25 protein-coding genes and 1 rRNA gene are annotated in these 21339 nt (G+C 70.7%); 24 read left to right on the forward strand and 2 right to left on the reverse strand.

Features of this window, described 5'->3' with window-relative positions:
* The 13 genes from rrf to ACWEIJ_RS38510 all read left to right on the forward strand — a co-directional run.
* Nucleotides 1-93 (forward strand): 5S ribosomal RNA (rrf, locus tag ACWEIJ_RS38450); the annotation flags it as partial.
* Between the two features lie 86 nt (nt 94-179).
* Nucleotides 180-2771: a hypothetical protein gene (locus ACWEIJ_RS38455; RefSeq protein WP_449842202.1), complete on the forward strand. Its 2592-nt coding sequence runs from the start codon at nt 180-182 to the stop codon at nt 2769-2771.
* Nucleotides 2768-3562 carry an HAD-IIA family hydrolase gene (locus ACWEIJ_RS38460; protein ID WP_449842203.1) on the forward strand — a complete coding sequence of 265 codons (795 nt, stop codon included), beginning with the start codon at nt 2768-2770 and terminating at the stop codon, nt 3560-3562. The genes ACWEIJ_RS38455 and ACWEIJ_RS38460 overlap by 4 nt, the downstream gene beginning before the upstream one ends.
* A 5-nt stretch (nt 3563-3567) precedes the next feature.
* Nucleotides 3568-3735, forward strand: a complete 168-nt coding sequence (locus ACWEIJ_RS38465; protein WP_198681245.1) for a hypothetical protein — start codon at nt 3568-3570, stop codon at nt 3733-3735.
* A gap of 6 nt (nt 3736-3741) precedes the next feature.
* On the forward strand, nt 3742-4539 hold the full coding sequence (locus ACWEIJ_RS38470) for a TlyA family RNA methyltransferase (protein WP_449842204.1): 798 nt from the start codon (nt 3742-3744) through the stop codon (nt 4537-4539).
* Nucleotides 4536-5426, forward strand: a complete 891-nt coding sequence (locus tag ACWEIJ_RS38475) for an NAD kinase (RefSeq protein ID WP_449842205.1) — start codon at nt 4536-4538, stop codon at nt 5424-5426. Before ACWEIJ_RS38470 ends, ACWEIJ_RS38475 begins: the two co-directional genes overlap by 4 nt.
* Before the next feature lie 80 nt (nt 5427-5506).
* On the forward strand, nt 5507-7288 hold the full coding sequence (gene recN / locus ACWEIJ_RS38480) for a DNA repair protein RecN (protein WP_449842206.1): 1782 nt from the start codon (nt 5507-5509) through the stop codon (nt 7286-7288).
* Between the two features lie 419 nt (nt 7289-7707).
* On the forward strand, nt 7708-8310 hold the full coding sequence (locus ACWEIJ_RS38485; RefSeq protein ID WP_449842207.1) for a hypothetical protein: 603 nt from the start codon (nt 7708-7710) through the stop codon (nt 8308-8310).
* Complete coding sequence (locus ACWEIJ_RS38490) at nt 8303-8902, forward strand: hypothetical protein (protein ID WP_449842208.1); 600 nt, start codon at nt 8303-8305, stop codon at nt 8900-8902. Before ACWEIJ_RS38485 ends, ACWEIJ_RS38490 begins: the two co-directional genes overlap by 8 nt.
* Nucleotides 8899-9330, forward strand: a complete 432-nt coding sequence (locus ACWEIJ_RS38495; RefSeq protein ID WP_449842209.1) for a hypothetical protein — start codon at nt 8899-8901, stop codon at nt 9328-9330. The genes ACWEIJ_RS38490 and ACWEIJ_RS38495 overlap by 4 nt, the downstream gene beginning before the upstream one ends.
* On the forward strand, nt 9327-9764 hold the full coding sequence (locus ACWEIJ_RS38500; RefSeq protein ID WP_449842210.1) for a hypothetical protein: 438 nt from the start codon (nt 9327-9329) through the stop codon (nt 9762-9764). Before ACWEIJ_RS38495 ends, ACWEIJ_RS38500 begins: the two co-directional genes overlap by 4 nt.
* A gap of 63 nt (nt 9765-9827) precedes the next feature.
* Complete coding sequence (gene steA, locus ACWEIJ_RS38505) at nt 9828-11012, forward strand: putative cytokinetic ring protein SteA (protein WP_449842211.1); 1185 nt, start codon at nt 9828-9830, stop codon at nt 11010-11012.
* A complete protein-coding gene (locus ACWEIJ_RS38510) occupies nt 11009-11947 on the forward strand; it encodes a copper transporter (protein ID WP_449842212.1) in 939 nt (312 codons plus the stop codon). The genes steA and ACWEIJ_RS38510 overlap by 4 nt, the downstream gene beginning before the upstream one ends.
* Here the strand turns inward: ACWEIJ_RS38510 and ACWEIJ_RS38515 are convergent.
* Nucleotides 11944-12603 (reverse strand): hypothetical protein, encoded by a 660-nt coding sequence (locus tag ACWEIJ_RS38515; protein ID WP_449842213.1) that lies wholly within the window; start codon nt 12601-12603, stop codon nt 11944-11946. The two genes, ACWEIJ_RS38510 and ACWEIJ_RS38515, sit on opposite strands and share 4 nt — an antisense overlap.
* 178 nt (nt 12604-12781) lie before the next feature.
* Between ACWEIJ_RS38515 and ACWEIJ_RS38520 the strand changes: the two genes are divergently transcribed.
* Genes ACWEIJ_RS38520 through ACWEIJ_RS38535 form a run of 4 tightly spaced genes read left to right on the forward strand, consistent with a single transcriptional unit; the run spans nt 12782 to nt 15919 of the window.
* Nucleotides 12782-14464 carry a CTP synthase gene (locus ACWEIJ_RS38520; protein WP_449842214.1) on the forward strand — a complete coding sequence of 561 codons (1683 nt, stop codon included), beginning with the start codon at nt 12782-12784 and terminating at the stop codon, nt 14462-14464.
* Nucleotides 14461-15081 carry an NUDIX domain-containing protein gene (locus tag ACWEIJ_RS38525; protein ID WP_449842215.1) on the forward strand — a complete coding sequence of 207 codons (621 nt, stop codon included), beginning with the start codon at nt 14461-14463 and terminating at the stop codon, nt 15079-15081. Before ACWEIJ_RS38520 ends, ACWEIJ_RS38525 begins: the two co-directional genes overlap by 4 nt.
* 9 nt (nt 15082-15090) lie before the next feature.
* On the forward strand, nt 15091-15486 hold the full coding sequence (locus tag ACWEIJ_RS38530; RefSeq protein WP_449842216.1) for a DUF2752 domain-containing protein: 396 nt from the start codon (nt 15091-15093) through the stop codon (nt 15484-15486).
* Nucleotides 15487-15496: 10 nt separating this feature from the next.
* On the forward strand, nt 15497-15919 hold the full coding sequence (locus ACWEIJ_RS38535) for an SRPBCC family protein (RefSeq protein WP_449842217.1): 423 nt from the start codon (nt 15497-15499) through the stop codon (nt 15917-15919).
* On the opposite strand, the gene ACWEIJ_RS38540 is transcribed toward ACWEIJ_RS38535, so the two are convergent.
* A complete protein-coding gene (locus ACWEIJ_RS38540) occupies nt 15916-16512 on the reverse strand; it encodes an NINE protein (RefSeq protein WP_449842218.1) in 597 nt (198 codons plus the stop codon). The two genes, ACWEIJ_RS38535 and ACWEIJ_RS38540, sit on opposite strands and share 4 nt — an antisense overlap.
* Before the next feature lie 52 nt (nt 16513-16564).
* Here ACWEIJ_RS38540 and ald point away from each other — a divergent pair, with 52 nt between their 5' ends.
* The 7 genes from ald to ACWEIJ_RS38575 form a co-directional block, all read left to right on the forward strand.
* Complete coding sequence (ald, locus tag ACWEIJ_RS38545; protein ID WP_449842219.1) at nt 16565-17635, forward strand: alanine dehydrogenase; 1071 nt, start codon at nt 16565-16567, stop codon at nt 17633-17635.
* Nucleotides 17636-17643: 8 nt separating this feature from the next.
* Nucleotides 17644-18519 carry a site-specific tyrosine recombinase XerD gene (xerD, locus tag ACWEIJ_RS38550; protein ID WP_449842323.1) on the forward strand — a complete coding sequence of 292 codons (876 nt, stop codon included), beginning with the start codon at nt 17644-17646 and terminating at the stop codon, nt 18517-18519.
* A 24-nt stretch (nt 18520-18543) separates the two neighbouring features.
* Nucleotides 18544-18873 carry an ArsR/SmtB family transcription factor gene (locus tag ACWEIJ_RS38555; RefSeq protein WP_449842220.1) on the forward strand — a complete coding sequence of 110 codons (330 nt, stop codon included), beginning with the start codon at nt 18544-18546 and terminating at the stop codon, nt 18871-18873.
* Between the two features lie 101 nt (nt 18874-18974).
* Nucleotides 18975-19898, forward strand: a complete 924-nt coding sequence (locus ACWEIJ_RS38560) for a ParA family protein (protein ID WP_449842221.1) — start codon at nt 18975-18977, stop codon at nt 19896-19898.
* A gap of 41 nt (nt 19899-19939) precedes the next feature.
* Nucleotides 19940-20212, forward strand: coding sequence for a hypothetical protein (locus ACWEIJ_RS38565; protein ID WP_449842324.1), 273 nt, complete (start codon nt 19940-19942; stop codon nt 20210-20212).
* The gene (locus ACWEIJ_RS38570) at nt 20209-21039 is read left to right on the forward strand and encodes a segregation and condensation protein A (RefSeq protein WP_449842222.1); all 831 of its coding nucleotides are present in this window, start codon (nt 20209-20211) and stop codon (nt 21037-21039) included. Before ACWEIJ_RS38565 ends, ACWEIJ_RS38570 begins: the two co-directional genes overlap by 4 nt.
* Nucleotides 21036-21339: hypothetical protein (locus tag ACWEIJ_RS38575; protein ID WP_449842223.1), on the forward strand; the 304-nt coding region annotated here is incomplete at its 3' end. The genes ACWEIJ_RS38570 and ACWEIJ_RS38575, both read left to right, overlap by 4 nt.

Below are 21339 nucleotides of genomic sequence, written 5' to 3' on the forward strand. Positions count from 1 at the left end.
ACACCCGGTCCCATTCCGAACCCGGTAGTTAAGCCCTTCTGCGCCGATGGTACTGCACTGGTTACGGTGTGGGAGAGTAGGTCGCCGCCGAACTTCTTCCCTGAAGGGGCTTGTGATTGCGGGGCACAACTACAGTGCTCGCTCACAAGCCCCTTTCAGCGTGTCCATAGGAGGATTTGGTGTCCAGGTTCGGGGATCGTCCCGGCGACCGTCAGCGTGGCCAGGGAGACCGACCGCGCCGTTCCGAGGGTGGCCGCTCAGCAGGCGATCGGAAGTTCAGCAACAACCGAGACGACCGCGGCGGCGACCGCCGCGACTTCAAGCCGCGTGAGGACCGCGGCGGCTACCAGCGTGGTGAGAGCTCCGGCGACCGCAACCGCGGCAGCGACCGTCGAGACGACCGCGCCGGCCACCGCGGCCAGGGTTCCAGCGACCGCGGCGGCTACCGCAAGAGCGACTCCGGCGACCGCGGCGGCTACCGCCGGGATGACTCCGGTGACCGTGGAGGCTTCCGCTCAGGCGGCGACCGCGGCGGCTACCGCAAGGACGACTCCGGCGACCGCGGCGGTTACCGCGGCCAGGGTGCGAGCGACCGCGGTGGCTACCGCAAGAGCGACTCCGGTGGTTTCCGCGGCGAGCGCTCTGGCGATCGCGGTGGCTTCCGTCGGGACGATTCCGGTGACCGTGGCGGTTACCGGAAGAGCGACTCGAACGACCGCGGCGGTTTCCGTGGCGAGAGCTCCGGCGACCGCGGTGGCTACCGCAGGACCGACTCTGGCGATCGCGGTGGCTTCCGTCGGGACGATTCCGGTGACCGCGGTGGCTACCGCAAGACCGACTCTGGTGACCGCGGTGGCTACCGCCGGGACGACTCGGGCGACCGCGGTGGCTTCCGCGGCGAGCGCTCGGGCGAGCGCGGTGGCTTCCGCCGGGATGGCGCTGGTGACCGTGGTGGTTACCGCAGCGGGGGTCCTGGTGGCCACCGCCAGGGTTCGAGCGACCGCGGCGGCTACCGCCGGGACGACTCCGGCGACCGCGGTGGTTTCCGCGGCGAAGGTTCTGGCGACCGTGGTGGTTACCGCAAGAGCGACTCGAACGACCGTGGCGGTTACCGCGGCGAGGGTTCCGGTGACCGTGGCGGTTACCGCAGGAGCGACTCCGGCGACCGGGGTGGCTACCGCGGCGAGGGTTCCGGCGATCGCGGTGGCTTCCGCAGGAGCGACTCCGGCGACCGTGGCGGCTACCGCAAGACTGACTCGGGCGACCGCGGCGGCTACCGCCGGGACGACTCGGGCGACCGGGGTGGCTTCCGCGGCGAGCGCTCGGGCGAACGTGGTGGTTACCGCAAGAGCGACTCGGGCGACCGCGGTGGCTACCGCCGCGACGACTCCGGTGACCGCGGTGGTTACCGCAAGAGCGACTCGAACGACCGCGGTGGCTACCGCCGCGACGAGTCAGGTGATCGGGGTGGCTTCCGCGGCGAGCGTTCGGGCGAGCGCGGTGGTTACCGCAAGAGCGACTCGGGTTACCGGGGCGAGGGTTCTGGTAACCGCGGCGAGCGCTCGGGTGAGCGGGGCGGCTTCCGCTCCGACCGCGCCGGCGATCGTGGCGGGTACCGCCGGGATGACTCCGGTGACCGTCGTGACGAGCGCAGCCGTGAGCGCGCGGCGCGTTTCCAGGAGCGCCTTGCCGAGCAGGAGACCACCGGTCAGGCCGAAGAGTCCGAGGTGACGTCGGACGCCGGCGAGCGCACCGGCTACCGCCTGGGTGACGGTGCTGCGGCCAGCCGTGCCGCCGCGAGCCGTGAGCAGGCCTCCGATGACGTTGCCACCGGCGACGACCGGGAGACGGTTGCCGGCTCGGACGCCGGCGACGCCGAGGCTGACAGCGGCGAGGACCGTGACGTTCGTCCGGCTGACGCCGACGCGGAGGACAGCGACGACAGCGAGGCGAACCAAGACGGCGAGCGTGCCGAGGACCGCGATGAGCGGGCCGGGAACGACGACCGTGCCGACAACCGTGCCGACGACCGCGACGACCGCCAGGCCGACGACCGCGATGACGCCCCCGCCCCCCGCGGTGGCCGTCCCGAGCTGCCGGAAGAGGCCGACCTGTCGCTGCTCGACCCGGAGATCCGGGCCGAGCTGCGCAGCCTGCCCAAGGGGCTCGCGGAGATCGTCGGCAGGCACCTGGCCGCGGCCGGGCTGCTGATCGACGAGGAGCCCGAGCTGGCCCTGGAGCACGCCCGGTACGCGCGCAGCAAGGCGGCGCGGGTCGGCGTGGTGCGGGAGGCGGCCGGGTTGACCGCCTACTTCGCGGACGAGTGGGCCGAGGCTCTCAGCGAGCTGCGGGCCGCGCGTCGGATGATGCCCGGGCCGGGCCACCTGGCGATCATGGCCGACTGCGAGCGGGCGCTCGGGCGGCCGGAGCGGGCGATCGATCTGGCCAAGGACCCCGCGGTCAAGGAGCTGAGCCAGGAGGACGAGATCGAGCTGCGGATCGTCGCGGCCGGTGCTCGCCGGGACATGGGGCAGCTCGAAGCGGCTGTGGTGGCGTTGCAGGGGCCGGATCTCGATCCGGGGCAGCGCACGCCCTACTCGGCGCGGCTCTTCTACGCTTACGCCGACAACCTGGCCGCGGCCGGTCGTACCGAGGAAGCGGTCAAGTGGTTCCTCAACGCCGCCGAGGCTGACGACGAGGGGGAGACGGACGCCGCCGAGCGCGCGTTCGAGCTGACCCGGGAAGACAGCGAGGAGACCGCGCAGCAGTGAGCGAGACGTTGGTCGACCGGTACGACGCGTTGCTGATCGATCTCGACGGCACCGTCTACCGCGGCAAAGAGGTCGTGCCCGGCGCCGCGGAGGAGATCGCGAAAGCCAGGGCGAAAGGCCTCGGGATCCGGTTCGTCACCAACAACGCCTCTCGTTCACCGCAGGCGGTCGCGGATCACCTCGTCGAGCTCGGGTTCGACACGAGCATCGACGAGGTGAGCACCTCCGCGCAGGCGGGCGCGGCCATGCTGGCCGAGCGCCTGCCGAAGCGCACCACCGTGCTCGTGCTCGGCACCAAGGCCCTGGAGGCCGAGGTGCTCAAGCGCGGGCTCATCCCCACCAACGAGGCCGAGGGCGCCACGGCGGTGCTGCAGGGCCTGAGCATGGACCTCGGCTGGCGCGAGCTGGCCGAGGCCGCGGTGGCCATCCGCAACGGCGCGCTGTGGGTGGCGTGCAACGTCGACGCCACCCTGCCCACCGAGCGGGGGCTGCTGCCCGGCAACGGCAGCCTCGTCGCGGCGTTGCGGACCGCGACCGGCCAGGAGCCGCTCGTCGCGGGCAAGCCCGCCACGCCACTGCTGCAGCAGGCGGCGAAGGAGCTGCAGGCGAACCGTCCGCTCGTCATCGGCGACCGGCTCGACACGGACATCTTGGGCGCGGTCAACGCGGGCATGGACTCGCTGCTCGTGCTCACGGGTGTGTCCACGGCTGAAGAGGCGCAAGCGCTTCCGGAAGACGAGCGGCCCACGTATGTCGGCGCGGACCTGTCGGTACTGCATCGGCTACCGTAAGAGTCGTGAGCTACCCCCTGCCCGGACCGCCGCCCAACCCGGCTGACGCCATCGACGGCGCGCTGGCGAGGCTCGACGGGCTCGAGAACGTTCCCCTCGCCGAGCACGTGGCGCGGTTCGACGCCGTGCACGCGACGCTCACCGACGCACTGTCGAGCATCGACAAGGTGTGATGCACAGTGCCTCGCAGGGTGCGGCTCGACGCCGAACTCGTGCGCAGGGGGCTCGCCAGGTCCCGTGAGCACGCCAGCCAACTCGTCGCGGACGGCCGCGTCACGGTGCGCGGCACCGTCGCGACGAAGCCCGCGACCGCCGTGGAGACCTCCGACGCGGTCGTGGTGAGGGACCTCGACAACGACCCCAACTGGGCGTCCAGGGGCGCGCACAAGCTGATCGGCGCGCTCGAAGGCTTCAAGATCGATCCGACCGGCCGGCGATGCCTCGACGCCGGCGCGTCCACCGGTGGTTTCACCGACGTCCTGCTCCGGCACGGCGCGAAGCAGGTGGTCGCGGCCGATGTCGGCAGGGGCCTGCTCGACTGGAAGCTGCAGACCGACGACCGCGTCGTGGTCAAGGACAAGACCAACGTCCGCACCCTCACTCCGGAGGACATCGGCGGCAAAGTTGAACTCGTCGTGGCGGATCTTTCGTTTATCTCGTTGAGGCTTGTGCTTCCCGCACTCGCCGCGTGCCTCGACGAGGAGGGCGACCTGCTGCCGATGGTCAAGCCGCAGTTCGAGGTCGGCAAGGAACGTCTCGGCTCCGGTGGCGTCGTGCGCGACCCGGAGCTGCGCGCCGCCGCCGTCCTCGAAGTGACCGAGGCAGCCGCGGAACTGGGTCTGGCGGTGCACGGGGTCGTCGCGAGCCCGCTGCCCGGCCCGTCCGGCAACGTCGAGTACTTCCTCTGGCTCCGCAAGGGCGATCCGACGGACGCCGCGGAGATGGTGCGCACCGCTGTCGCAGAAGGGCCCCAATGAGGGAAATCCTGCTGGTCGTCCACACCGGCCACCAGAGCAACATCGATCTCGCCCGTCAGGTCGCCGGCCGTCTCGCGGTCGGGGGCGTCACGACGAGGGTGCTCGACGACGAGGCGCGTGACCTCGGCCCGTCGTGCTGCACCAAGGTCGTGCCCGCCGACGACCACGCGGCCGAGGGCACCGAGCTCGTGCTGGTGCTGGGCGGTGACGGCACGCTGTTGCGCGGTGCCGAACTGGCCCGCCCCGCCGGTGTTCCGGTGCTGGGCGTCAACCTGGGCCGCGTCGGGTTCCTCGCGGAAGCCGACTCGGACGCGCTGCACGAGGCGGTCGGCCACGTGCTGGAGCGCGACTACTTCGTGGAAGAGCGCATGACGCTCGACCTCGTCGCGAAGGTGGGCGACGAGGTCGTCGTGAAGACGTGGGCGCTCAACGAGATCAGCGTCGAGAAGCTCATCCGCGAACGCATCCTGGAGGTCGTCGTCGAGGTCGACGGACGGCCCGTGTCGGCGTTCGGCTGCGACGGCGTGCTGTGTGCGACGCCGACCGGTTCGACGGCGTACGCGTTCTCCGCGGGCGGCCCGGTCGTGTGGCCGGACGTGCAGGCGATCCTGGTGGTGCCGAGCAACGCGCACGCGCTGTTCGCGCGGCCGCTGGTCGTCTCGCCGAAGTCGCACGTGGCGTTCGAGATCGAGCAGACCGGGCACCCGGCGGCGCTGTCGGCCGACGGGCGGCGGACGTTCGAGTTGCCCGCGGGCGCGCGGATCGAGATCGTGGAGGGCGAGGTGCCGCTCAAGGTCGTGCGGCTGCGCCAGGCTCCGTTCACGGACCGGCTGGTCGAGAAGTTCGCCCTGCCGGTGAAGGGATGGCGGGGGCCATCGGCAGGCTGATCGCGCCGCTCGGTGCATCGGCACTCGCTCGTTATGGTGCCCGCGAAAAACTGTCGGACCCGACAAGTAAGGTTCGCCCTGTGCTGGCCGAGATGCGCATCAATGGCCTTGGCGTGATTGACGAGGCCACGCTCGAACTCGATCCCGGATTCACCGTCGTCACCGGTGAGACGGGTGCGGGCAAGACCATGGTCGTGACCGGGTTGCACCTGCTCGGCGGTGGCCGTGCGGAGGCGTCGCGGGTGCGCACCGGAGCCGACAAAGCGGTGGTGGAAGGCCGCTTCCAGGCTCCGGCGGGCAGCCCTGCCGCGAAGGTGGCGGACGAGGTCGGCGGTGAGCCGGACGAGGACGGGTCGCTGATCGCGATCCGCACCGTCGGCTCCGACGGCCGGTCCCGTGCCCACGTCGGCGGCCGTTCCGTGCCGGTCGGCGTGCTCTCCGAACTGGCGGAGCAGCTGATCGCCGTCCACGGCCAGAACGACCAGCTGCGGCTCATGCGCCCGACCGAGCAGCGCGGCGTGCTGGACCGCTTCGCCGGCGACGACGTGGCCGAGCCGTTGCGCGAGTACCAGCGCATCCGCGAGGAGTGGCTGCGCGTCTCGACGGAGCTGAAGGAACGCACCGAACGCTCGCGCGAGCTGGCTCGCGAGGCCGACCTGCTGCGGCACGGCCTCACCGAGATCGACGCGGTCGCCCCGTTGCCCGGTGAGGAAGCCGAGCTGCACGACGAGGCGCGCCGTCTCGCCGACGCCGACCAGCTCCGCGAGGCCGCCCAGGGCGCGCAGTTCGCCGTGTCCGGTTCGCTGGAGGGCGACCCGGACAACCCCGGCGCGCTGGGCCTGATCTCCGAGGCCGCGCGCCGCCTGTCCGCGTCCGAGGACCCCCGGCTGCGCGAGATGGAGCCGCGGCTCGTCGAGGCGGCCACGTTGCTGGCCGACGTCGCCGCCGAGATCTCCGGCTACCTGGACCACCTGGAGGCGGACCCCGGCCGGCTGGAGCAGGTGCTGCAGCGCCAGGCCGAGCTGAAGGCGCTGACCCGCAAGTACGCGGCGGACGTCGACGGCGTGATCCAGTGGGCGAACGACGCCCGCGCCCGTCTCGACGGCCTCGACACCTCCGAAGAGGCGCTGACCGCGCTCGCCGCCCGCCGCGACGAGCTGGCCGTCGAACTGGCCAAGCTCGCCGAGCAGGTCACCGCCGCCCGCGTCGAGGCCGCGCTCGAACTCGGCAAGGCCGTCACCGAGGAGCTCGACGGCCTCGCCATGCCGCACGCCTCGGTCGAGCTCGCCGTGCGCCCCCGCCACGCCGAAGCCGGCGACCCGCAGGCACTCGCGGTCGGCCGGTCGATCCTGCACGCGGGCGCGTCCGGCGTCGACGACGTGGAGCTGCGCCTCATCTCGCACCCCGGCGCCCCGGCCCTGCCGGTGCACAAGGGCGCGTCCGGCGGCGAGCTCTCGCGCGTGATGCTCGCGCTGGAGGTCGTGCTGTCGCACTCCGATCCGGTGCCGACCTTGGTGTTCGACGAGGTCGACGCCGGTGTCGGTGGCCGCGCGGCAGTCGAGGTCGGCCGCCGGCTCGCCCGGCTCGCCCGCTCGCACCAGGTCATCGTCGTGACGCACCTGCCGCAGGTGGCGGCGTTCGCCGACCGGCACCTGGTCGTCGACAAGTCCGCGGACGGCACGTTCACCAGGTCCGCGGTGCGCAAGCTCGACGAGACGCAACGGGTGGTCGAGCTGGCCCGCATGCTGGCCGGCATGGACTCGACCGACACGGGGCGTGCGCACGCCGAGGAGTTGCTGGCGGCGGCGAAGGCCGACAAGTCGGCTGCGCCGGTGGTGCGGAGGCGCAAGAAGAAGGCCTGAGAAGACGAGCTCGGGGGCGTTGTGTCTTCTGGGGGACGACCCCCAGACCCCGCAGTTCGGGTGCTTTGCGCCCTCACACAAATCTCGCGCGCACGGTGCCTGCGGAGGGCGTGGGCCGGGCCGGTGGGTTCGAGCGGCGGGCGGTTTCGGAGAGCAGCCTGGGACTGGCCGCTGGGCGGCCTCACGATTCCGGTGAGGACTCGGGTCGTCCCCGACTCCGGAGTTGGACGTTGGGCGGCCTCACGATTCCGGCGCCGCGGGTGTCACCGGTGAGCACCGGCCACGTTCGGGCGGCTTTGCGGTGGGCTTGGTTGCGGTTCCTGTGCCGCCGTGGCGGGCGGCGTTCGGCATGATGGAGGTGTGACCGAGTTCCGGTCAGCGGACGCACACGGTGGTGCGGTGGAAGGTGGACCGGATCTGTGACCACGCGCCGGGTGTTCGGGGCGGTCCTGGTGTTCGTCGCGGCCGGGCTGGCGGTGGCGGCGACGTTCCTGATGGCCTACTCCGTGCAGGTCGAGCTGCAGGGGCGGACGCTGCGGTTCGAGGCCACGTCGTGGGTCACCGAACGGGACGACTTCCGCGGGGCGTTGATGCTCGGGCCGTTGGGGTCGGGTGAACCCGTGGTGGCGGCCGCGCTGGTGATGGCGTTGGCGGCGGTGGTGGCCTTCCGGGTGCCCGCGGTGCGGGTGGGGTCGTTGCTCGGTGCCGGGTTGCTGGCCGGGATGGCCTGGTCTGCGGTCATCGGCGTGCAGAGGACGGTCGAGAAGCTCCGCGACCTCGAGGTGCCGGTGCCGTTCGACGTCGAGCAGGGGGACGGGGTCACGATGCTGATCATCGCGGCCGGGGTGGGCATCGTGTCGGCGGTGCTGCACCAGGAGTTGCCGCGCCGGGTGCGCGAGCCGGTCGTCGACGCGGACGGTGCGGTGATTCACCAGGTCGAGGGCGATGAGAGCGAGACGCCGCCGTACGGGATTCCGGTGATCGTGGAACCGCAGGAACCGAAAGAGCAGAAGAGTGACTGATCGTCGAAGGATCGCCGTGCTCCTGCTCGTGCTGGGGGCGGGGCTGGCGGTCGCCGGGACCCTCCAGGACGCCTACCTCACCCTCTTCCGCGGGTACGGGGGACCGGACGAGACGCTGACCACGACCCTGTGGGTGGTCGCGGAACCGACTGGTCTGGATCTGATCGACCCCTTCCACGCCTTCGGCTCGCTGGTGATCGTCACCGCTGTGGCGATTGTGGTGGCCGCCGTGCTGACGCTGCGGAACCGGACGGCGTCCGTCGCCAGAGTCGTGGCGATGGCGGCGGCGGGCGTGCTCGCCGGGCTCGCGCTCGCCTACTGGCAGCGGGCGCTGGAGCTTCAGACGATCATGAGCAGCTGGCCCGGCCCCAACGGGCAGTCGGCCACGCTGAAGGTCCTGAGCGGCATGTACCTGCTGGCCGCGGGGGCCGTCGCCGGACTGGTCGGCGCGGCCCTCGCGCAGGGGAAGCGGGAGGCCCGAGAGGATCAAGCGGATGAAGAGGAAGTGGTCGTGCACCAGCTCGACAGCGCCGACGACACGCCGCCGTTCGGCATCGCGGTTCCGGACGCCGAGCAGCGGGAGATGCGGTGATCGGGAGACCGACGGCGGTGGCGTTGATCGCGGCCGGGGTGGTGCTGACCGCGACGGCGATGGTGCTGCCGTGGTACGCGACCACGTACGCCGGTGACGTCGAGGTCGTCGTCAGGGCCTGGGGCACGGAGATCGTCAACAAGCCGGGCGACTGGCCCGCCGGTGAGCTCTCGCCCTGGTACGGGGTGCCCGTCGCGGTCACGGCCGCGCTGCTGGTCGCCGGGATCTGGGTCAGCCGCGCCGCACTGGCCGGAGCCGCCGCCCAGGTGGGCGCCGTCGGCGTCACCGCCGCGCTCGTCGTGTCGGAACGCGGCCACGCCGTCGAGCAGCAGGGTGACTTCGCGATCGGGTTCGGTCTGGTCTTCCTCGTGATCGGCACGCTGATCGCGCTCATCGGTGCCATTGCCGCCCAACGGGAGCCCGCGTGAAACTCCTCAGCGCGGCACTTCTCGTGCTGGCGGCCGCGGCGGCGGTCACCGCGACGTTCCTGCCGTTGTCGGAACTGCTGATCCGGCTGGCACCGGACCAGCCGCAGACCGCGTACGTCACCACGGGCTGGAGCACGCACTTCGGTGGCACGAAAGACGAACACGGCCCGCTCTTCGGCATTCCGGCGGTGGCTGCCGCCGCAGTCGTTCTCCTGGGTCTGCGGTGGCGGAAGGTCGCATTCGCCGGAGCCGCCGCGCTCGCCGGTGTCACCGGAATGCTGTTCGTGTATTTGCTGAACGCGATCAGCTTTCACAAGGAGGGCAACATCGCCATCGATCCCGGCCTGCAAGCCGGGTTCGGCAACGGGGTCTGGGTGTTGATCGCGGCAACGGTTCTCGCGTTTGGAGCCGTAGTAATTCACCCCGACGACTGACCAGCGTGAATTGCCCGGCGTGCCTCACCTGTCGCGTGCGCACCGTGAGTCACTATCGGACGCATGAAGCTTTCCGGGTTGCTGAGCCGCACTAACCACGAACTTCCCGGTGTCACGGGCGTCGCGCGGGTCGATCGGCGCGCGAGTGACCTGGTGCGGCGCGTCAGTCCCGGTGATGTGGCCGTTTTCGACCTCGTCGACCTCGACCGGCGCACCGCGGAGGCGCTCGTCGCGGCCGAGGTGGTCGGTGTCGTGAACGCCTCGCCGTCGATTTCCGGCCGTTTTCCCAATCTCGGACCGGAACTGCTGATCGAGGCGGGCATTCCGCTGATCGACAACGTCGGTGCCGTCGCCCTGCGCGAGATCAAGGAAGGCACCAAGATCCGGCTGCACGAAGGTGTCGTGTACGCGGGGGAGCGCGAGCTCGCCAAGGGGATCGAGCAGAACGCCGAGAGCATCGCCGACGCCATGATCGAGGCGAAGGCCGGCATGTCGGCGCAGCTGGAGGCCTTCTCCGCCAACACCATCGAGTTCCTGCGCAGGGAACGCGCGCTGGTGCTCGACGGTGTCGGCGTCCCCGAGGTGTACGTGCCGATGCGCGACCGGCAGGTGCTGGTCGTCGCGGGTGGACCGTCGCACGCGGAACAGCTGCGCAAGCTCCGCAAGTACATCCGCGAGTACCGGCCGGTGCTGATCGGCGTCGACACCGGCGCGGACACGCTGCACGACGCCGGGTACAAGCCGGACGTGATCGTCGGTGACCCCGACGGCATCGGCACCGCGTCCCTGCGCGCGGCCACCGAGGTGGTCGTGCCCGCCCAGACCGACGGCCACGCGCCCGGCCTGCAGCGGATCCAGGACCTCGGCATCGGCGCGGTGACGTTCCCCGCCTCGGGCAACGCGGAGGACCTCGCGTTGCTGCTCGCCGAGGCCCACGGGGCGTCCCTGGTCGTCACGGTGGGGCTGCGCGCGACGCTGCGCGAGTTCCTCGACCGCGGGCACTCCGGTTCCAACCCCTCCACGTTCCTCACCCGGCTGAAGCTCGGCAGCAAGCTCGTCGACGGGGAGGCCGTCGCGACGCTGCACCGCAGCCGGGTGTCGCTGGGCGTGATCGTCCTGCTGGTGACCGCCGCGATCGTCGCCATGGTGGCGGCACTCGCGGTGTCCGGCGTCGGTCACGTCTACGTCGACATCGTGGTCGACGCGTGGCAATCCGTCGTCAACTGGTTCAAGGGGTTCTTCTCGTGATCTCGCTGCGCTACCACATAGTTTCGATCACCGCGGTGTTCCTCGCGCTCGCGGTCGGTGTCGTGCTGGGGTCGACCGCGATCAGCGGGCGGCTGCTCTCCGGGTTGAGCGACGAGAAGAACTCGTTGGCACAGCAGGTGAACGACCTGCAGAACGACCGCAACGCGTTGAACGCCAAGCTGACCGAGGCGGACAAGTTCGCCGCGTCCGTCGGCCCGCTCGCGGTCAAGGACCGGCTCACCGACCGGACCGTGGTGCTGGTGACCACTTCGGACGCGCGTCCGTCCGATCGGGACGCCCTGTCCGGCCTGCTGAAGTCCGCCGGCGCCACCGTCACCGGCGAGGTCCAGCTGACCGACGCGTTCGCCGACCCGTCCCGCGGCGACCAGCTCCGCGACCTCGTGGCCCGCCTGCAGCCCGCCGGGTCGCAGCTGCCCACCGCCGCCGACCCGGGCACCCGCGCGGGCGCGCTGTTCGGCACGTTGCTGCTGCTCAACCCGTCCACCAACGAACCGCAGGCCACCGCCGACGAGACGGCTTCCGCGCTCGCCGGGCTCTCCAACGCCGGTTTCGTGAAGGCGACCTCGGGCGTGAAGCCCGCGCAGCTCGCGATCGTGCTCACCGGTGGTGCCGCGATCGGTGACTCGGCGGCGGACCGGGCCTCGACGATCGCGCGCTTCGCGACTCAGCTCGACCGGTCGAGCGCCGGTGTCGTGCTCGCCGGGGCGAACGGGTCGGCCAACGGGACCGGCGCGATCGGCGTGGTCCGCGCGGACACCAACGCGACGTCCGTGCTGTCCACGGTCGACAACTCCGACACCCCGGCCGGTCAGGTCGTCGTGGTGATGGCGCTGCGCGAACAGCTGGAGGGGCGGTCGGGCCGGTACGGCGTGGCGGGCAACGCCGAGGCGTCCTCGCCGGGCGCGGCCGGCTAGTACTCCCAGGCGCCGGGGAACCGCTTCACCAGCAGCTCCAACGCTTCCGGCGTGCGGGCGCGGACCCACAGCCACTCGCGGTGCTCCTCGCGGAGGATCACGTCGTCGGAGGCGAACCAGCGGGTGCCCGGACTGTTCAGCGGCAGCAGGGTGAAGTGCTCCTCGATCAGGGAGATGTCCGCCTCGGACGTCTCCCTGTCCGCTGTGTCGGCGCCGTCGCGGAACAACGCCTCGGACAGCACCAGTTCGACGCAGGCGGCGGAGAAGCGCGGGAGCCAGGGCTCCCAGCCGCGTTCCGTCTCGTGCACGACGGCGGGGTCGGCGGTGTCGAGCGCCGCCGCCCACGAGGTGAGGGCGTGGATCTCCCGGCGGAAGACGACGACCTCGCCGGTCAGCCTGAGCTCGCTCGGGGTGAGCAGCCAGTCCTGGTTGCTCGTCAGGTCGGGGCGTTTGCCGAACAACGCGTAGGCGTCGCGCACGGCGTCCGGCAGCCGCACGCCCAGACGGTGTTCGGCGGCGTCCAGGTCAGCGTGGTTCCAGCCGTCCTGGGCCTCGATCGGTTCGGCCCACGCGGCCGCGAAACCCTCAATGAATCGCCACGCCGCGGAGCGGTCGTGCACGGCTCGTCCGGCGCTCCCTGCCACGTCGAAGGTCACGTGACCAACGATTCCCGATCTCGGCCTGTACCGGGCGGAGTTCGGCAAAACCCCTCGCTGCGCCGATCGGGTGATGTGATCTGCCGGGTCGTGGTGCGCTGAGTGACCGGCGGCGTGTTAGCGTTATGGCCCGTGGATAGGGGGATTTACCCCCACGATTTTCACGGGAGCCCCGTTGGTGCAGCAGGCACGTACGACCAAGCACGTCTTCGTCACGGGAGGCGTCGCGTCCTCCCTGGGCAAGGGGCTCACCGCCTCCAGCCTCGGCCAGTTGCTCACCTCGCGCGGCCTGCGGGTAACGATGCAGAAGCTCGACCCGTACCTGAACGTGGACCCCGGCACGATGAACCCGTTCCAGCACGGCGAGGTCTTCGTGACCGACGACGGTGCGGAGACGGACCTCGACATCGGCCACTACGAGCGGTTCCTCGCGCGGGATCTGAGCGGCGACGCGAACGTCACCACCGGCCAGGTGTACTCCGAGGTCATCGCCAAGGAGCGGCGCGGCGAGTACCTGGGCGACACGGTCCAGGTCATCCCGCACATCACCGACGAGATCAAGCGCCGCATCCGCGCGATGGCCGAGCCGGACGCCGACGGCGTCACCCCGGACGTGGTCATCACCGAGGTCGGCGGCACGGTCGGTGACATCGAGTCGCTGCCGTTCCTGGAGGCGTGCCGGCAGGTCCGTCACGACGTCGGCCGCGACAACGTCTTCTTCCTGCACGTCAGCCTGGTCCCGTACCTGGCGCCGTCCGGTGAGCTGAAGACCAAGCCGACGCAGCACTCCGTCGCGGCGCTGCGCAACATCGGCATCCAGCCCGACGCGATCGTGTGCCGCGCGGACCGCGAGATCCCGGACTCGCTCAAGCGCAAGATCGGCCTGATGTGCGACGTCGACACCGACGCCGTCGTCGCGGCCGTGGACGCGCCGTCGATCTACGACATCCCGAAGGTGCTGCACGCCGAGGGCCTCGACGCCTACGTGGTGCGCCGCCTCGACCTGCCGTTCCGCGACGTCGACTGGACGGTGTGGGGCGACCTGCTGGAGCGCGTGCACAACCCGACGGAGACGGTGAAGATCGCGCTCGTCGGCAAGTACGTCGACCTGCCGGACGCCTACCTGTCGGTCACCGAGGCGCTGCGTGCGGGCGGGTTCGCGCACCACGCCAAGGTCGAGATCAAGTGGGTGCCGTCGGACGAGTGCCAGACGCCGGAAGGCGCGGCTCGCGCGTTGTCCGGCATGGACGCGGTCCTGATCCCCGGCGGGTTCGGCGTGCGCGGCATCGAGGGCAAGATCGGCGCGCTCAAGTACACCCGCACGCGCGGGGTGCCGACGCTGGGCCTGTGCCTCGGCCTGCAGTGCATGGTCATCGAGGCCGCGCGCAACCTCGCGGGCATCGAGGACGCGAACTCCAGCGAGTTCGAAGAGGGCGGCTCGCCGGTCATCTCCACGATGGCCGACCAGCAGGACGTCGTCGCCGGTCAGCGCGACATGGGCGGCACGATGCGGCTCGGCGCGTACATCGCGAAGCTCACGCCGGGTTCGGTGGTCGCCTCCGCGTACGGGACGACCGAGGTGTCCGAGCGGCACCGCCACCGCTACGAGGTCAACAACGCCTACCGCGGCAAGCTGACCGAGGCCGGTCTGGTGTTCTCCGGTGTCTCGCCGGACGGTCGCCTGGTCGAGTTCGTCGAGCTGCCCGCGGACGTGCACCCGTTCTACGCGGCCACGCAGGCGCACCCGGAGCTCAAGTCGCGTCCCACGAAGCCGCACCCGCTCTTCGCGGCGTTCGTGAAGGCCGCGATCGACTACCGGGTGGCCGACCGGCTGCCGCTGACGGCGGGAGCCTCGAAGTGACGTCCAGGCACGACTTCCGGACGGTCTCCAGCGAGGACGTGCACGTCGGCAAGATCCTCGCGTTGCGCGTCGACGAGGTGGAGATGCCCGGCGGCGGCACGGCCAAGCGCGAGATCGTCGAGCACACCGGCGCGGTCGCGGTCGTGGCGGTGGACGACGAAGGCCAGGTCACGCTGATCCACCAGTACCGGCACCCGCTCGGGCGGCACCTGTGGGAGCTGCCCGCGGGCCTGCTCGACCACGACGGCGAGGCGCCGGTCGTGGGTGCGCGCCGGGAGCTGGCCGAGGAGGTCGGGCTCGACGCCGAGCGGTGGGACGTGCTGGTCGACGTCGCCGCTTCACCGGGTTTCACCGACGAGGTCGTGCGCGTGTTCCTGGCGCGTGAGCTGTCCGAGGTCGACCGCGAGGTGCAGGGCGAGGAGGAGGCGGACCTGGAGGTCCACCGCTTCCCGATCGACGAGGCCGTGCGGATGGTGCTGTCCGGCGAGATCGTGAACGCGTCCTCGGTGGCCGGGCTGCTCGCGGCCCGCGAGGTGCTGGACGGTCGCGCCGAGCCGCGTCCCGCCGACGCACCTTTCCGCGACAAGCCGACCAGGTTCGTCGCGCGCAAGAAGTAAGTTGGAGCGATGAAGACGCTGAGTGGTGCGTTCACGCGGTTGCGCGCGCCGCTCAGCGTTCTCGCTCTTGGCGGCGCGGGAGCGGTGCTGCTGCTGTTCGTGAACCCGAACCAGCCCGGCAACCTGCTGCCCAAGTGCCCGTTCAAGTGGCTGACCGGGCTGAACTGCCCTGGGTGCGGGGGCACGCGCATGGTGCACGCGTTGCTGCACGGTGATGTCGTCGGCGCGTTCCACTACAACGCCGTGTTGCTCACGTTGGGCGTGCCGTTGGCCGTGTGGCTGTTCTCGCGGTGGACGCGTGACAAGTGGACCGGTGAGCAGCGATCCGTGCCGAAGTCGGTCGGGGTCGCCGTGCTCGTCGTTGCGGCCGTATGGGGCGTGGGCCGCAATCTCTCCGGAATCTAGACTTCGGCGCATGCCTGGCGTGCAGCACACGGTTGTCATCTCGGCCTCGCCGGAGCGCGTCTGGGCGTTGATCGCCGACGTTGAGCGCTGGCCCGAGCTGATCCCGACGGTCGACTCCGTGGAACGGCTGGACGACGGACCGCTCGCCGTCGGGTCGCGCACCCGGTTGCGGCAGCCCCGGCTGTCCCCGGCGGTGTGGACGGTCACCGAGCTCACCGACGGGGCGTCGTTCACCTGGGAGTCCCGGTCGCCCGGCGTCACCGTCACCGGCGTGCACGAGGTCGAACCGCATCCCGACGGCAGCCGCCTCACCCTCGGCCTGACCATGTCCGGGTTCGCGTCGGGGCTCGCCTGGCTGATGACGCGGTCGTTGACCAGGCGGTACGTCGAGACGGAGGCCGCCTCGGTCAAGGCGGCCGCCGAGACCGGCTAGTCCCTGAGCTTGCGGCCCTGGGCGTCCGTGCCGCCGTTGACCAGGATGATGATCCCGTCGATCAACGACCAGATGCCGCAGCCACCGCACGTCAGCAGCTGGGCGACGGCGATGCCGACGTGGCCGGTGTAGAAGCGGCCGATGCCCAGGTTGCCCAGGAACAGCTGCAGCACGCCCGCGGCGATCTTCGACTTGTCCGACAGCGGCACGCCGGTCATCGGGTCGTAGCCGTACGGGGCGGCCGGGTTCGGGAAACCCATGCCGGGAGGCGGCGGAACGGCGTACTGCGGGCCGGTGGGCGGCGGGTAGTACGGCTGCTGGGTGGGCGGGGGCGCGTAGGCCGGGGGCGGCGGAGGCACGGCCGCGAACGGCATCGACGGCGGCGCGAGGAACGGCGGGTGCGGCTGCGGCAGGTCGCGGAACAACTCCGCGAGCTCCGCGTAGGTCTGCGCGCCGGACGCGCGGTTCACCCGGCTCTGGTACTCGGTGATGTCGAGCCGTGCCAGCGCGAAGTGGTCGTTGAGCGCGGTGATCGCCTCTTCGCGCTGCTGGTTGCCGATGCGCTGGTGTTCTGGCCCGAATACGTCTGACACGGCTGGCACGTTATCCGATGCAGCAGATCGACATCGGGAATACGCTGCGACGATGCTGGTCGGTGTCCCAAAGGAGATCAAGAACCACGAGTACCGCGTCGCCATCACGCCCGCGGGTGTGGTCGAGCTGGTGCGCCGCGGGCACGAGGTGGTCGTCGAGCACGACGCGGGTGCGGGCTCGTCCTTTCCCGACCACGAGTACGTCGCCGCCGGTGCGCGGATCGCCTCCGCCGCCGACGAGGTGTGGGGGCTCGCGGACCTGGTGCTGAAGGTCAAGGAGCCGATCGAGCCGGAGTACCACCGGATGCGGCGCGACCAGGTGCTCTTCACGTACCTGCACCTCGCGGCGAGCCCGGAGTGCACCAAGGCGATCGCCGCGTCGGGCATCACCGCCGTCGCCTACGAGACCGTGCAGCTGCCGGACGGGTCGTTGCCGTTGCTGGCACCGATGAGCGAGATCGCCGGGCGGATGGCGGCCCAGGTCGGCGCGCACTGCCTGGAGCGCGCGCAGGGCGGCCGCGGCGTGCTGCTGGGTGGCGCGCCCGGTGTCGCGGCGGGCAAGGTCGCGGTGATCGGCGCCGGGGTGGCCGGGCTGAACGCGGCGACCATGGCCGTCGGGCTGCAGGCCGAGGTGGTCGTGCTGGACAACAACGTCAACCGGTTGCGGCAGATCGACTTCACCTACCGCGGGCACCTGCAGACGATCGCGTCGAACGCCTACGAGGTCGAGAAGGCGTGCCGCTGGGCGGATCTGGTGATCGGCGCGGTGCTGGTGCCCGGTGCGAAGGCGCCGAAGCTCGTGAGCAACGACCTGGTGTCCCGGATGCGTCCCGGCAGCGTGCTCGTGGACATCGCGATCGACCAGGGCGGCTGCTTCGAGGACTCGCGGCCGACCACGCACGACGCGCCTACGTACCGCGTGCACGACTCCGTGTTCTACTGCGTCGCGAACATGCCGGGCGCCGTGCCCAACACGTCGACGTACGCGCTGACGAACGTGACGCTGCCGTACGTCATCGCGTTGGCGGACAAGGGTTTCGAACGGGCGGTCGCGGAGGATCCGGCGTTGGCCAAGGGCGTCAACGCGCGCAACGGAGAGATCGTGCTGGAAGGGCTGGCGTGATAGCAGATCTGGTGGCGAGCTATCTCGACCACCTCGCCGTGGAACGCGGCACGGCCCGAAACACGCTCGACTCCTACACCCGCGATCTGCGCCGCTACACCGAGCACCTGGAGTCCGCCGGGATCACGGACCTGGGCGCGGTGACCGAGCTGCACGTGAGCGAGTTCCTGGCGGCGTTGCGGGAGAGCGGGCTCGCGGCGTCGTCGGCGGCCCGGACGTTGGTCGCCGTGCGCGGACTACATCGTTTCGCGCACCGCGAGGGCGTCGTGCCACACGACGCCGCACGGGCCGTGCACCCGCCTTCGCCACCGAAGAGGCTGCCGAAAGCCTTACCTGTCAACGATGTCCTGACACTGCTCGACAACGTGGGAAACCTCAGGGACAAGGCGTTGCTGGAGCTGCTGTACTCGACCGGAGCCCGGATCTCCGAGGTGGTCGGGCTCGACGTGGACGACATCGACGCGGCCGAGCGCACCGTGCTGCTCGACGGAAAGGGCGGGAAACAGCGGCTGGTTCCGGTGGGGCGCCCGGCATTGGCGGCCGTGGACGCCTATCTCGTTCGCGCGCGGCCGGCGTTGGCGGCCAAGGGTCGTGGCACGCCCGCGTTGTTCCTGAACGCGCGCGGAGGAAGGCTCTCCCGGCAGAGCGCGTGGACCGTGCTGAAGACCGCCGCGGAGGATGCCGGGATCACCGCCGCGGTGTCTCCGCACACGTTGCGACATTCGTTCGCCACCCATCTGTTGGAAGGGGGTGCGGACGTTCGGGTGGTGCAAGAACTTCTCGGGCACGCATCCGTTACCACCACTCAGGTGTACACACTGGTAACCGTTACGACTTTGAGGGAGGTCTACGCAACTGCACACCCTCGGGCCACTGGAACATGAGGCTTCCACGGGTACGGTGGTCAGGTGCCGAACTTGGACGAGCCGTCCCCACAGGCCATCGATCTCGCCGCTGTGCTGCACGCGCTGAGCGACCCGACCCGGCTCGCGGTCGTTCGCCAGATCCAGTTGAGCGGCGAGAGGCTGTGCGGGGCCTTCGAGGTTGACGTGGCGAAGTCGACCCTTTCCCAGCACCTGCGCGTGCTGCGCGAAGCGGGCATCACCCGAACACGTTGCCGCGGCAACCAGCGCTGGGTGTCACTGCGCCGAGATGACCTGGACCTTCTCTTCCCAGGCCTGCTCGACGTGGTGCTTTCCGCTGCTGACAGGCGTACACGAGCGGATGTTCTGGCCTAACAAAGTCTTGACAAAGCTCGGCGAGGCGCGTTGCCGCTCGCACGGGTGCGGCCTAGGCTGCGCCCGGAGAGACGACTACGACCAGTGAGGGAACGCCAGCCATGTCGACACCGGAGCACGCTTTCGCGCCCCGTGCCGAACTGAGCCTGGCTCCGCACGCCGCGCCGGTGGACGACGTCGCCCAGGAGCAGGTCGACGGCATCGGACCGACCGGCCGCCCGCGCCGGCACATCCCGGATCCGCCGCCGTTGCTGCACCACGGCCCGGCGAAGATCCTGGCGGTGTGCAACCAGAAGGGCGGCGTCGGCAAGACGACGTCGACCATCAACCTGGGCGCGGCGCTGGCCGAGTACGGCAGACGCGTGCTGCTCGTCGACTTCGACCCGCAGGGCGCGCTGTCCGTCGGCCTCGGCGTGCACCCGCACCAGCTGGAAACCACGATCTACAACGTCATCATGGAAGGCGACACCGCCGTCCGCGACGTCATCCGCAAGACCATGGTCGACGACATGGACCTGCTGCCGAGCAACATCGACCTCTCGGCGGCCGAGATCCAGCTCGTGTCCGAGGTGGGGCGCGAGCACACGCTCGTGCGCACCCTTCGTCCCGTCATCGACCACTACGACTACGTGCTGGTCGACTGCCAGCCCTCGCTCGGCCTGCTCACGGTGAACGCCCTCGCGGCCGCGGACGGAGTGCTGATCCCGCTGGAGTGCGAGTTCTTCTCGCTGCGCGGGGTGGCGCTGCTCATCGACACCATCGAGAAGGTCAAGGAACGGTTGAACCCCAAGCTCAACATCACCGGCATCCTCGCCACGATGTTCGACCCGCGCACACTGCACTCGCGCGAGGTCATGGCCCGCGTCGTGGAGGCGTTCGGCGACATCGTGTTCGACTCGGTCATCAACCGCACGGTGCGCTTCCCGGAGACGACCGTGGCCGGTGAGCCGATCACGCGCTGGGCGCCGCGGTCCTCCGGTGCCAACGCCTACCGCGCCCTGGCCCGCGAGGTGATCGCCCGGTGAACCGTCGCCCCTCACTGCCGGGCGCGGCGGAGCTCTTCCGGCTGACGTCCGCGCCTGCCGAGATCTCGGACGTCGTCGAACCGCCTGTTCAGCGCCGCGGTTCCGGTCGCACGAAGCACACCACGAAGATCACGGTGTACGTGTCTGACGAGGAGCTGCTGGCCCTGGAACAGGCGCGGCTGATGCTGCGCGCGTCGCACGGGCTGGGCGTCGATCGCGGACGGGTGGTGCGCGAGGCCATCGCCATCGTGCTCGACGACCTGGAGACGCACGGTGAGGCGTCGTTGCTGGTACGCAGGTTGCGCGAGCAGTGACAGAAGAAGTCCCCGCTGAGTCTCCGGTCGACGACGGCAAGTTCAAGGTTCGGCTCACGAACTTCGAGGGCCCGTTCGACCTGCTGCTGCAGCTGATCTCCCAGCACACGCTCGACGTGACCGAAGTGGCGTTGCACCAGGTCACCGACGACTTCATCGCGCACATCCGCGCCATGGGCGAGTCGTGGGACCTCGACGAGACCACCGAGTTCCTGGTCATCGCGGCCACGCTGCTCGACCTGAAGGCCGCCCGGCTGCTGCCCGCCGGTGACGTCGAGGACGAGGACGACCTGGCGTTGCTGGAGGCCCGCGACCTGCTGTTCGCCCGTCTCCTGCAGTACCGCGCGTACAAGCAGGTGGCGGCCCTGTTCGCCGAGCTGGAACAGGGCGCGTACCGCCGCTACCCGCGGTCGGTGTCGCTGGAACCGCGCTTCGAGGGCCTGCTGCCCGAGGTGATGCTCGGGGTCACGCCCGACAGGTTCGCCTTGATCGCCGCGGCGGCGTTCCGGCCGAAGCAGAAGCGGACGCTGTCGGTCGCGCACATCCACCAGCACCGGGTGTCGATCCGCGAGACGGCCGATCTTCTCCGCGCGCTGCTGATCGAGCGGGGCACGGCGTCGTTCGCGGAGATCGTCGCGGACTGCACGGAGACCATGGAGGTCGTCGCGCGGTTCCTGGCGTTGCTGGAGCTGTACCGGGAGAAGTCGCTCGCGTTCGAACAGGAGGACCCGCTCGGCCCGCTGCAGGTGACGTGGGTCGGTGGGACGTTGGAGCAGGCGCAGGCACAGGTGCACGCCGGCGATGAGGACGAGGATTACGACGGATGAGCGAGCCAGTGGTGGGGCCGGACGCGGCGGAGGTCGAGCGGCCGGGGCCTGCGTTCGACCCCGACGGCCACAACGACACTGCCGTCGGGTCGGACGGCGCGGTGCCGGCCGAGGCCGAGAGCGCGGTGGAGGCTGGTGAGCCCACTGCTGGCGAGGCTGCTGACGCAGTCGAGCCGGAGCCCGGTGCGGACGCCGAAGCCGAGGCCGCTGCCGAGCTGGACGCCGGGACCGAGGCCGAAGCCGAGATCGCTGTCGAGCTGGACGCCGGGACCGAGGCCGAAGCCGAGGCCGCTGCCGAGC

This window comes from Lentzea sp. NPDC004789 (genome assembly GCF_053601075.1).

What these genes read in the sequence shown, in the direction of transcription:
- ACWEIJ_RS38475 (WP_449842205.1), top strand. Translation starts at nt 4,536, where the DNA reads ATGAGGGAAATCCTGCTGGTCGTCCACACCGGCCACCAGAGCAACATC.
- steA (WP_449842211.1), top strand. Translation starts at nt 9,828, where the DNA reads ATGAAGCTTTCCGGGTTGCTGAGCCGCACTAACCACGAACTTCCCGGT.
- ACWEIJ_RS38530 (WP_449842216.1), top strand. Translation starts at nt 15,091, where the DNA reads ATGAAGACGCTGAGTGGTGCGTTCACGCGGTTGCGCGCGCCGCTCAGC.
- ACWEIJ_RS38535 (WP_449842217.1), top strand. Translation starts at nt 15,497, where the DNA reads ATGCCTGGCGTGCAGCACACGGTTGTCATCTCGGCCTCGCCGGAGCGC.
- ald (WP_449842219.1), top strand. Translation starts at nt 16,565, where the DNA reads ATGCTGGTCGGTGTCCCAAAGGAGATCAAGAACCACGAGTACCGCGTC.
- ACWEIJ_RS38560 (WP_449842221.1), top strand. Translation starts at nt 18,975, where the DNA reads ATGTCGACACCGGAGCACGCTTTCGCGCCCCGTGCCGAACTGAGCCTG.